General features: G+C 70.3%; 11 protein-coding genes and 1 other RNA gene. 6 read left to right on the top strand and 6 right to left on the bottom strand.

The features are described from left to right. Positions 1 to 254: 254 nt before the first annotated feature. Both ACFWVV_RS17755 and yaaA read right to left on the bottom strand, forming a co-directional pair. Positions 255 to 899: a GNAT family N-acetyltransferase gene (locus ACFWVV_RS17755; protein ID WP_384351237.1), complete on the bottom strand. Its 645-nt coding sequence runs from the start codon at positions 897 to 899 to the stop codon at positions 255 to 257. Between the two features lie 106 nt (positions 900 to 1,005). Then, complete coding sequence (gene yaaA, locus ACFWVV_RS17750; protein ID WP_384351234.1) at positions 1,006 to 1,806, bottom strand: peroxide stress protein YaaA; 801 nt, start codon at positions 1,804 to 1,806, stop codon at positions 1,006 to 1,008. A gap of 235 nt (positions 1,807 to 2,041) precedes the next feature. Here yaaA and ACFWVV_RS17745 point away from each other — a divergent pair, with 235 nt between their 5' ends. Next, complete coding sequence (locus ACFWVV_RS17745; RefSeq protein WP_384351231.1) at positions 2,042 to 3,511, top strand: RNB domain-containing ribonuclease; 1,470 nt, start codon at positions 2,042 to 2,044, stop codon at positions 3,509 to 3,511. Here ACFWVV_RS17745 and ACFWVV_RS17740 read toward each other — a convergent pair. Together ACFWVV_RS17740 and ACFWVV_RS17735 are read right to left on the bottom strand one after the other, a co-directional pair. Further along, complete coding sequence (locus ACFWVV_RS17740; RefSeq protein WP_384351228.1) at positions 3,456 to 4,280, bottom strand: hypothetical protein; 825 nt, start codon at positions 4,278 to 4,280, stop codon at positions 3,456 to 3,458. The two genes, ACFWVV_RS17745 and ACFWVV_RS17740, sit on opposite strands and share 56 nt — an antisense overlap. Beyond that, a complete protein-coding gene (locus ACFWVV_RS17735) occupies positions 4,277 to 5,041 on the bottom strand; it encodes a MerR family transcriptional regulator (RefSeq protein ID WP_384351225.1) in 765 nt (254 codons plus the stop codon). The genes ACFWVV_RS17740 and ACFWVV_RS17735 overlap by 4 nt, the downstream gene beginning before the upstream one ends. 122 nt (positions 5,042 to 5,163) lie before the next feature. Here ACFWVV_RS17735 and rnpB point away from each other — a divergent pair. Together rnpB and ACFWVV_RS17725 are read left to right on the top strand one after the other, a co-directional pair. Continuing rightward, positions 5,164 to 5,567: RNase P RNA component class A (gene rnpB, locus ACFWVV_RS17730), an RNA gene on the top strand. Positions 5,568 to 6,170: 603 nt separating this feature from the next. Beyond that, positions 6,171 to 6,416, top strand: coding sequence for a hypothetical protein (locus tag ACFWVV_RS17725; protein ID WP_384351222.1), 246 nt, complete (start codon positions 6,171 to 6,173; stop codon positions 6,414 to 6,416). 398 nt (positions 6,417 to 6,814) lie between these two features. On the opposite strand, the gene ACFWVV_RS17720 is transcribed toward ACFWVV_RS17725, so the two are convergent. Both ACFWVV_RS17720 and ACFWVV_RS17715 read right to left on the bottom strand, forming a co-directional pair. Beyond that, complete coding sequence (locus tag ACFWVV_RS17720) at positions 6,815 to 7,870, bottom strand: tyrosine-type recombinase/integrase (RefSeq protein ID WP_384351219.1); 1,056 nt, start codon at positions 7,868 to 7,870, stop codon at positions 6,815 to 6,817. 782 nt (positions 7,871 to 8,652) lie between these two features. Next, the gene (locus ACFWVV_RS17715) at positions 8,653 to 8,895 is read right to left on the bottom strand and encodes a hypothetical protein (RefSeq protein WP_384351216.1); all 243 of its coding nucleotides are present in this window, start codon (positions 8,893 to 8,895) and stop codon (positions 8,653 to 8,655) included. 251 nt (positions 8,896 to 9,146) lie between these two features. On the opposite strand from ACFWVV_RS17715, the gene ACFWVV_RS17710 reads away from it, so the two are divergent. From ACFWVV_RS17710 to ACFWVV_RS17700, 3 genes are read left to right on the top strand one after another with little or no spacing between them, the layout of a single operon-like run. Next, positions 9,147 to 9,821, top strand: a complete 675-nt coding sequence (locus ACFWVV_RS17710) for an RNA polymerase sigma factor (RefSeq protein WP_384351213.1) — start codon at positions 9,147 to 9,149, stop codon at positions 9,819 to 9,821. Then, positions 9,805 to 10,191, top strand: a complete 387-nt coding sequence (locus tag ACFWVV_RS17705) for a hypothetical protein (RefSeq protein WP_384351209.1) — start codon at positions 9,805 to 9,807, stop codon at positions 10,189 to 10,191. Before ACFWVV_RS17710 ends, ACFWVV_RS17705 begins: the two co-directional genes overlap by 17 nt. Further along, the gene (locus tag ACFWVV_RS17700; RefSeq protein ID WP_384351206.1) at positions 10,188 to 10,346 is read left to right on the top strand and encodes a hypothetical protein; all 159 of its coding nucleotides are present in this window, start codon (positions 10,188 to 10,190) and stop codon (positions 10,344 to 10,346) included. Before ACFWVV_RS17705 ends, ACFWVV_RS17700 begins: the two co-directional genes overlap by 4 nt. Positions 10,347 to 10,360 lie beyond the last annotated feature (14 nt).

Genomic DNA, 10,360 nt, shown 5'->3' with positions numbered 1-10,360 from the left:
GTTGCACATGCGGCAATCGAACTGTCCCCCCCCGCCGCCTGCCCCGCCCGTTCCCCCCCCGGGGGCGGAACGGGCGGGCAAGGGAGCGACCCCCGGGGGGGAACGGGCGGGCAAGGGGGCGGCCCCGGGGGCGGAACGGGCGGGCAAGGGAGCGACCCCCGGCGGAGCCGAGCCCACCCGGTCCCGCCCATCCGGCGTCCCGCCCCCCTCCGACGCCCGGGCCCCGCTACCGAACCAGTCCGCCCCCGAGCCCCCTACGCCGCGATCAGCAGCGCCTCCGCCCCCACCGCCCGGTACCCCGCCGCCTGAAACGCCCGCACGCTCCGTGCGTTCCCCGGCGCCTGCTGCGACCAGACCACCTCACCCGCCGGAATCATGTGCCGCGCCGACTCCGCCAGCGCCCGCCCCAGCCCCCGGTGCCGGGACTCCTCGTCGACCTCGATCGCCGTCTCCCAGCGGCCTGCCAGGCCGCGGCCGATGACCAGGATGCCGCCGCCCTCGGACGACCAGACCCGTACGTCGTCGCGGTAGCGGCGGGCCCGCGCCACCCGCGGGTGGTCCGGGTCCTCGATCGGGGTCAGCTCCAGCGGCGGCGGGCCCTCCAGGGCAGGAGCCAGTGTGAGCGAGCCGACCGTGTCCATGCGCCGCCCGGTCCGCTCCATCAGCGCGGCCAGGAAGACCGGGTGCAGCGAGGCCGAGAAGGGGTCGGGGCAGGCGGCCTGGAGCTGTGTGCGGATCCACTCCGGGTCCTCGTCCGAGAAGATCACCGAGTGGGCGGTGAAGGCGACCACGCCGGCGTCCCGGCGGCTCGGCTGCGGAAGGACGAGCGTGCGACCGTCCGGCGGCGGGTAATGCCCCTGCGCCACCGAAGTCAAAATGTCGCACAAAGAGCTGGGCACGGAGTTCCTCTGGATCTGGTCGTAAGGCGGGCAAGTCGGAAAAACAACCTTTCCACTCTACGCGCATCAACCCCGTGCCCCGCACCGCTCGGCCGCCCGCACCCCCTCAGTGGATCTGCCGCACCACCACGTCCAGCGCCCACGGCTTCCCCGCCCCGGCAGGCTCGGACGCCTCCACCACGTGCCCCAGGTCCCGCAGCGCCTCCACCAGCCCGGCGGGGTCCTTCGGCGCCACCCCGGCGACCAGCAGGTCCCGTACGATCCGGCCCTTGGTCGCCTTGTTGAAGTGGCTGACCACCGAGCGCTTCTCCACGCCGTCCACCGTCTGGGCGTGCAGCACCCGTACCGTCGCCGTCCGGCCCGCGACCTCGCCCTTCGGCTTCCAGGCCGAGGCGTACGCGGCGGAACGCAGGTCCAGCACCAGCCCGTCACCCGCCGCGGCCGGCATCACCTCGGCCATCGCCGGCCGCCAGTACGCACCGAGCGCTCCGAGCGCCGGCAGTTTCACCCCCATCGAGCAGCGGTAGGAGGGGATGCGGTCGCCGACCCCCACCGCCCCCCACAGCCCCGAGAACACCAGCAGCCACTGCCGTGCCCGCGTGCGGGCCGCGGTGTCGAGGGAGGCCAGGTCCAGGGCGTCGTACAGCACCCCGGTGTAGATCTCACCGGCGGGGCGGGTCCCCGCGGTGAGCAGCCCGGCGTTCTTGGTGACCTCGCCGCGCAGGCCCTCGCTCAGCCCGAGCGCCTCGCGGGCCTTGTCCTCGTCGCCCCGGCACAGCTCCACCAGCTCGGCCAGCACCGCCGCCCGCGCCTGTGCGAGTCCCGGCAGCGACAGGGACTCCGGCTTCAGCGGGGCGCCGCGCCCCGAAGCGGCCTTTCCTTCGGACGGCGGCAAGAGCACGAGCACGGGGTGACTCCTCACAACGACGGGACGAACCAAACAACGGTAATCCGCCGCGATCCCCACCCGGACCACCCCCTTGCCACCCCTGCTCCTCTTGGGCTGCCGCCCCGCCGAGCCGCGGTCCCGACCCGCCCCCCCCAAGCCACCCCTGCTCCTCCCGGGCCGCCGAGCCGCGGTCCCCCACCGGATCACTCCCGTCCGCCATGCCGCATCCCCTCAACCGCCCTACGCTCGACCCATGCCCCGCCGCCATATCCATGTGACCGGCGCCGCCGAGGCCGCCCCCCTGCGGGCGGCCCTGCGCGAGCTGCGGACGACGCTCGACCTGCCCGCCGACCCGGCCGGGACCGACGCCTTCGCACCCCAGGTGCTGGCGGAGGCCCGGGAGGCCGCGCAGCACCCCAGGCTGCCCGCCGACCCGTACGACGCCACGGACCTGCCGCTGTTCACCATCGACCCGCCCACCTCCACCGACCTCGACCAGGCCATGCACCTGGCGCGGCGCGAGGACGGCGGGTTCCGGGTCCACTACGCCATCGCCGACGTGGCCGCCTTCGTCGTGCCGGGCGGCGCCCTGGACACCGAAGCACATCGCCGCGTCACCACCCTCTACTTCCCGGACGAGAAGGTTCCGCTGCATCCGCGGGTGCTCTCGGAGGGGGCCGCGAGCCTGCTGCCCGACCAGACCTGCCCGGCGCTGCTGTGGCGGATCGACCTCGATGCGGACGGGTCGACGGTCGCGGCGGAGGTACGGCGGGCCATGGTCCGCAGCCGCGCCAAGCTGGACTACGCCGGCGCGCAGCGGCAGATCGACTCCGGCACCGCCGAGGAGCCCCTCGCGCTGCTGCGCGACATCGGACTGCTCCGCGAGGAACAGGAGCGGGCCCGCGGCGGCATCTCCCTCGACGTCCCCGAGCAGGAGATCGAACTCCGGGACGGCGCCTACCACCTCGCCTACCGCACCCCGCTGCCCGCCGACGGCTGGAACGCCCAGATCTCCCTCCTCACCGGCATGGCCGCCGCCGACCTGATGACCGCATCCGGCACCGGCATCCTGCGCACCCTGCCCGCCGCCCCCGACGGCGCGGTGGCCCGGCTGCGCCTGACCGCGCGGGCCCTGCGCATCGACTGGCCGCACCACACCTCGTACGCGGAGATCGTCCGCGGCCTCGACCCGGCGGACCCGGCGCACGCCGCCTTCCTCCAGGAGTGCACCACTCTGCTGCGCGGTGCGGGCTACACCGTCTTCACCGGCGGCGAGGTCCCCGACCCGGCGGTGCACGCCGCGGTGGCCGCCCCGTACACCCACTGCACCGCCCCGCTGCGCCGTCTCGTCGACCGGTACGCCGGCGAGCTGTGCGTGGCGGCGGTGGCGGGCGAGGACCCGCCCGAGTGGGTGCTGGCAGCCCTGCCCGGCCTGCCCAAGGAGATGGCGGAGGGCACCCGCCGGCAGAACACCGTCGAGCGGGAGTGCGTCGACATCGTCGAGGCGGCCCTCCTCCAGGGCCGGGTCGGCGAGCGCTTCGACGCCCACGTGGTCGACGTCAAGGACGGCGAACCGACGGTCGGCACCGTCCAGCTGACGGGCCCGCTCGCGGTGATCGCCCGCGTCGAGGGCGGCGGCAGCCTGCCGCTGGGCGAGCGGATCGAGGTCAGACTGACGCAGGCGGACCCGGGATCGGCAAAGGTCCTTTTCGCCCCTGCCTGACCGCGTCCACGAGCCCCCGGGCGTCGTCCGCGTGGAACCGCACCGTCGTCACCGGACGCCGCCTGCCCAGCAGTGACACCGCCTCCACCGGCTCGCTCAGCTCCACGGTCACCGAGGTCTGCGAAGCCACCGCCAGCTCCAGCAGACCGTCCTGCTCCGCCCCCGGATTCAGTCGCAGCTCGTACCGAAGGGACGCGATCCGCTCCGCCGGGAGGAACAGGTCCACATGCGCCCCGGCCCGCACCCGCAGCCCACCGTCCGCGGTGACCACGTGCGGCCGGGTCACCGCCGCCGCGTGCAGCCCCAGCACGAGCACCACGGTGTACCCGTCCAGCACCAGGAACACCATCTGCACCACGGGCACCCCCGCCAGCAGCACGTGCAGCCCCACCGTCTCCACGAGGCAGACGAACGTGAACCCGTAGAGCAGCGCCGCCTGCGCCCGCGCATGGCCGAACGCGACGTCTCCCGGGCCGACCCCGTGCCTGCGCCGCGCGGCCCACCGCCCGAGCGCCGCCCACAGCCGCAGCTCGTGCCCCACGAGCCGCCGTACCGGCTCCGGCACCAGCTCCGCCACCGCCTCCCGCGCCCCCAGCCCCCGCCTCCGCAGCGTGACGAAGGCGCACACCTCCGCCACGACGACCGCCAGCACCACCGCCTCGGCCGCCAGCAGCACCGTGCCCGGCACCCGCACTCCCGCCAGCAGGCAGACCAGCAGCACCAGTTCGGCGGGCAGCGCCGCGTACGCGATCCCTCTGAGCAGCTTCATGATCCCTTCCCCTTGCGTTCCGAGACCCGCTGGACGGCCTGCCGTACGGCCTCGGCCTGGGCCGGTGCGAAGTCGGCGAAGAGGGCGCGCAGGAACGGGTGGTCCTCGTCCAGCGCCTCGGTGCCCTCCCACATGCCGTCGGGAATGCACGCGGCCAGCACCGCCGCCGCCCGTGCCACCCGCGGATCGTCGATCTCCGCGGCCACCAGCGCGTCCAGCAGGTCGTACGCCTCCTGGGCCCGCTCGGCCGCGCCGGGCAGGGCCGCCGCCTCCCGCAGGGCATCCACCATCGGCCCCCGCGCAACCTCCGGCGCGGTCGTCTCCAGCAGCGCCAGCATCTCGCGGTCCTTCGCCGCCATCGCACCGCGCGCGGGCAGAGCGCGCAGCAGCTCGCCCAGCTCGGGGGAGACGGGCCCCTCCGGCGACAGTTCCCCGTCCCTGGCCTGCGCGAGCAGCACCCCGATCCGCAAGCGGCGCTCCCGGACCGCGGCCTCCTGCCGGGCGAGGTCCTCGTCCAGCTCCTGCAGTACGACGGCCAGTTCGCGCCCCGCGTCCTCGCGGACCACGTCCCGCACCTCGTCGAGCCCGAGGCCGAGCTCGGTCAGCCGTCTGATCCGGGCGAGCACGACGGCGTCCCGAAGGGTGTACTCGCGATAGCCGTTGGGCCGCCGCTCCGGTTCGGGCAGCAGCCCGACATGGTGGTAGTGCCGCACCGCACGCGTGGTGATCCCGACGAGTGCGGCGATCTCTCCGATCCGCATGCCTCTCATTGAAAACGTTGACGCTGCGGCAAGGTCAAGCGGAACCGGGGGCGCCGCGCGCGGCGGCGGAGCCCCCGGGCCGTGCGGCCCCCCGCCCCGGGTAGCATGGACGGCACAGCAGATGAGGCGACCGGGCGGTCGCGTGGAACCCTCCAGGGGGTTCCCCGAGGAACGTCCGGGCTCCGCAGAGCAGGGTGATGGCCAACAGCCACCCGGGGTGACCCGCGGGACAGTGCCACAGAAAACAGACCGCCCGGGACGCAAGTCCCGGGTAAGGGTGAAACGGTGGTGTAAGAGACCACCAGCGCCTGAGGTGACTCAGGCGGCTAGGTAAACCCCACCCGGAGCAAGGTCAAGAGGGACCGTCGCAAGACGGTCCTGCGCGGACGTTCGAGGGCTGCTCGCCCGAGTTCGCGGGTAGACCGCACGAGGCCGGCGGCAACGCCGGTCCTAGATGGATGACCGTCTCCTCGGCGACCGCGAGGTCTCCGAGTGACAGAACCCGGCGTACAGGTCGGCTCATCTCTCGCCTCCGTCCCCGCAAGGGGACGGGGGGCCGTGTTAGGGCCCCTGACCAGGTATTTTTCCTGGTCAGGGGCCCTTTCTTCATGGGCCAGGGCATTGGAGCGGTCCCCGGTTCACCCCGGTTCAAACCGGACCGCACGGCTACGTAGGTAGCCACCAAAGTAGCCGCGAGCCGTGTGACAGGTGATGAGGCGGCGGCGCCCTCGTCTGGGCCATCTGCCGTCTGTCCTGGGCCGAGTGGGCGGGGCCGTCGTACGCGAGAGCACGAGGTTCAACCGCTGGTGCTTGAACCTCTCCGATAGCCCTGCTCGATGAGGATGGCTTCTTAGCCAGTAGCCAGTGTCCGACTGGACGCCTGGCCTGGTCCAGGGGTGAGTGCGCTTGCCCTGCTTGGCTGCCGCACCGGGACGGGGCGTAGCCCGGAGCCGGTGTACGCCACTAGACTTGAGCCCCGCCGATCGAGGCGGTGACCTCTGTACCAGGGGATGAAAGCCACAGCGCCCTGTACCAGGGAATGAAACCCACAGCCCAACGCCGCCAAGACGGCGGGGCCCATTCCCCCGGAGACACTGTGCCTGAAGCCGAGTCCGTTACGCCTGAGCACGTGCAATTCATCGTCGAGCGGCGCTCTGCCGGAGTCCAGTACGCCCTCGTCCGGTACGCCGACGGTTCCCTCGACCACCGTCCCTCCGGGGGCTACCCCGACCAGCCGCCCCACCATGTCGTGTGGAGCGGTGATCTGGCAGACCTCGGCGAAGGCTGGGAGTACACCGACGACGACAGTCGGCTGACTGACGACGACGCCGCATACGCCGCTGAACTCCTCAACGAGGACGATGGCGAGCAGTGACCCCCACCGCCAAGGGCCCCGGGAAACGGGGGCTTTCGCCCAATGGATGAGGAGCCTCATGAGCCATCACACCCACACCGACGTAGATGTCCAGCCGGGCACCGTCACGCTCTGCGTATATCACGATGAGTGGTGGGCCCATACGCCCGTAGATGCCTACCTGTGGGCACAGGCGGGGGAGGAGTCGCGGGAGGGGTGGCGGGACGTTGCCCGGCGCGCTCTCGGGGGAGCCGGGCTCCCTGTGGCTGTCGTCCGCCGTGAGGACGTTGAGCGGCCGATGGCGAGCGCGTAGCCCGAGGCGGCACGCGGGGACCGAGAAGGGCGGCGGGGCGAGACCGGTCGCCGGCCTCGCCCCGCTGAGGGTTGCCCGCTCGTTGTGAGGGCGGGCGTGACGCCCATTACGCCGCGTTGCGCACGACGGTCAGTTTCGGGCGTGCCGTCAGGCCAGCGGCTACGGCCCCGTGGGTGTCCACGTGATCCTTCAGGAGGTGGCTGTACGTTCGGCGCAGCTCCTCGACAGAGTCGCCTACCCATGCCGCCACGGTGTGCTCGGGGATTCCGTTCTGGAGGCACGTGGAGATGAAGGTGTGCCGAAGGTCGTGGAAGGTGGGAAGTTTGCCGTTCTCGTCCTTGATGCCCAGCTTCAGCAGCACGGGCTTCCACAGGTCCTCGTTGAAGGTGGTGCGGTCCATCAGGTTGTTGCGCGGCGTCCAGAAGAGGGCACGGGCCGGGGCTCTCTTACAGTCGTCGATCTTCTTCCTGTGCTCCCACACCACCGCATCTGTTACCTGAGACGGGTAGCGCTCCTGGTGCTCGGCCACGGCCTCCAGGAGGTACAGAGGCATCGGCGCCTCTTTCGAGTTGAGGCGCGGACTCGTCTTCAGGCGGTTCACCATGAGGGGCTTGTACTGGGTTTCCTTCGTCCTGAGCACCTGACGACGCACGTTGAGCACGCTTCGTTGCCAGTCGATGTCGTCGTCGCACACGCCGAACGCCTCTGCCTGCCGGTTGCCGCATCCGAAGCCGAACATGGGGATGAGCCGGTAGCGCTCAGGGAACTCGTCGTAGATCGCCCAGCACTCGTCCGGAGAGAAGACGTACGAGGTGGACTCGCCTACGTAGGGCCCCTCGACCTCGTAGGTCGGGTTGGATGCGATCTTCCCGTTCTGGAGCGCGTCCTTCATGACCATCTGGAAGACCTTCCAGTGCCCCTCTCCGGTGGAGTTGGCGACCTTCTCGTTGTCCTCAAGCTCTTGGACCCACGCTTCGACCTGGGCCTTCTTGATGGACCTGAGACGCTGCCTGCCCCAGCGGGGGTTGAGGTGTACACGGATGGCTATCTCGTACTTCTCCAGGCTGGTCACCTTCACGCGGCGTCTGCTGAGCCAGTCAGCCGACCACTGTTTGAAGGTGAGGTTCGCTTCGACGGGTTCCGGGGCAATGCCGGGAGTCATACCGTCCAGAACTGCCTGTGCCTGGGCCTGAGTCAGGCCAACCGACTCTGGGAGGGTGGCGCGGGTCCGCTTGCCCATGCTGTTCGTAAGGTTGTAGCTCCAGCTATGGCGGCAACCGTTCGGCTTCGGTCTGTTCTGGTCGGTGCACTCGCACCGCTTGTAGGGGGTGGGCTTGCGTGCCACGGGGGCGCCTCTCGCAATTTCGGAAGGTTCTCAGATGACTCCCTGGCCAGGGGAGTTGGACTGTACGTAGGCGTGTCCGTGGCTGGTCAAGCCGTTGAGCAGGGGGCGTCGCCGAAAGCGGCACGCCCCGAATTGCCGGTCATAACGCCTGTGGCAGGGAGGGGATTTCACTCAGTGCGGGCGTCGAGCCATGCTTCGAAATCGCGCTCTCGGACGCGGAGAATGCGGTCGCTGACGCGCACGATGGGGATATCCCAAGTTCTGTAGTTGTCGAGCACGGTGCGCTTTGTGAGTTCCATCCGCTCAGCGATCGTTTCGAAACTCAGCAATACGTTGGAACCACCGCGAGGCATGCTCTTCCCTGTCCACTCGTATGTGTCCCCCGGCGGACCGTTCCGGCCGGACGGAGCCGGTTTCATTCAGTCCGGCACCGGTACGTACGTGGATCACTGAAATCTGTTACACCCGCGGCGCCGTGGGCGTCTTCTGCTGGGCTGCTGCCCGGCGTTGCGGCCCAGTGGTGGGCGGGTGGCTTGGCCGCGGCGGAGCCGGGCGGGGCCGGCACAGGAGAGCTGCGGCCCTCGTGTCCGAGGTGTGGGCTACTTCTGCGCGGGGGCGGAGCGGAGCCCGGGGCGGCGGGGTGCGGGGTAGATGCGCATGACCTCTTGTGCTGCGCCCTTGCCGCGAGTGCGCAGGACTCCGCGGCGACGACCCTCGCGTACGACGCGGGCGGCGGACTCGTGGTCGCTCGCGGTGTGTCGAGCGGTGGCGTCGACGGAGATCCATTCCTCGAACGGCAGCAGCATCAGGGTTCGGTCGGTGGCGCTCGTGGGTGTGTGCATGGCTGTGGTTCCGTTCGCTTCGGGTCTCGTCGCGCCCGGTTGCTCTCCTGGCACGTGCTCGCACCATATAGCACAGCAAGCGTCACGCGGTATCGACTACTCGTTCGATGAGTCCGCGAATGACCGGATATGCTGCCTCAGCGCTGAAACGGAACATGGCCCTCCTGTGGAGAAAAAGTGAGGGAATCATGGGCTCGGCGTTGCGGCGACGATGCTGCACCCGGTTCTTGTTCTTGGGGGGACATCACGCCGTGACTGACATTCTGGAAAGCCTCGTCATCCATGCCGCAGCAGGCGGGGACGGCGCGGGCGACGCCATAGCGGCGCTGTACGACGAGCTGAACGACACGGTGTACCACTGGGTGCGCTTCTACATCCGAGATGGACACGTGGCGGAGGACCTGAGCCAGGAAGTGTGGCTCAAGGTCTCCCGGAACATCAGCAAGTACCGGCCGGGAACGAACTTCCCGGCCTGGCTGCGCACGATCACGAAGAACACTGCGCTCGACTACCTGCGCTCAGTGCAGCGCCGCCCGTCCGAAGTGCTGTACGCCGACCACCTTGAGCTTGACCGCCCACGAGTGGGTCAGGGGCCCGAGGAGTACGCCGAGAGGCGCGCTCTGGCACAGGCGGTGGAGGCGCACCTGCACAAGCTGCGATCCGAGCAGCGGCAAGTCTTGATCCTGCGGTTCTTCGACGGACTGAGTCCCACGCATGCCGCGCACATCATGGGCAAGACTGACGGTGCTATTCGAACATTGACGGTACGGTCACTTCGCAGGCTCGCCGAGGTGATGCCGGCCGGAGACTCCTCCTCACAACTGGTGGAGGAACTGCTGACGGCCGCCGTGAGCATGAGCAAGAGCAGAGTTGTTGGGGCACGGGTTGATACACGAGGAGCGAGGGCGCATGTTGCGACGCGCTGACCACAGCGAGCGCCTGGAGCGGGCGCTGGACAACGGCCCCGTTCCCCACGACGAGGAGAGCCGCCGCATGCTTGCGGCCGCGGGCGCACTCCGGCCCGGCTTCCACCGCAGCCCCGAACGGGTGCGCGCGACGAAGGAGGCGATGCTCCGCGAGTTCGAGCGTGTGCAGAACCCGCAGTCCGTACGCGAAGACGCTGGCTCGGGCGATGGCCTGGACGAGCCGGAGATCCACCGCGAGGAGATCGAGCTGCCGGACGGCGGCCATCTCGTCCTCACGGACATCGAGGCCATCACGCCTGAACGCGCGGAAGCCACGGCCGCCCGGATCTCACAGATCCTGCAAAGCAAGGAGAGGGACCGGCAGCGGTGAGCTGCGCCATACCCGACGGCCTGGAAGTCATTGTCAGCGCCCAGTTCGGCACTCCGGCCCTCTACTACGCCGACGAGGGACACGAACGCATCTACCTGCACCCCGAGCAGGACGGCTTCGCGACCTCGGTGGACCACGTCTGCCGTCATGCCTGAGCTCTCGCTTCAGC

The organism is Streptomyces sp. NPDC058663 (genome assembly GCF_042716745.1).
Taxonomy (GTDB): Bacteria; Actinomycetota; Actinomycetes; order Streptomycetales; family Streptomycetaceae; genus Streptomyces.
The sequence above is the reverse complement of the archived record's forward strand: the minus strand, read 5'-3'. Positions and strand labels throughout refer to the sequence as shown.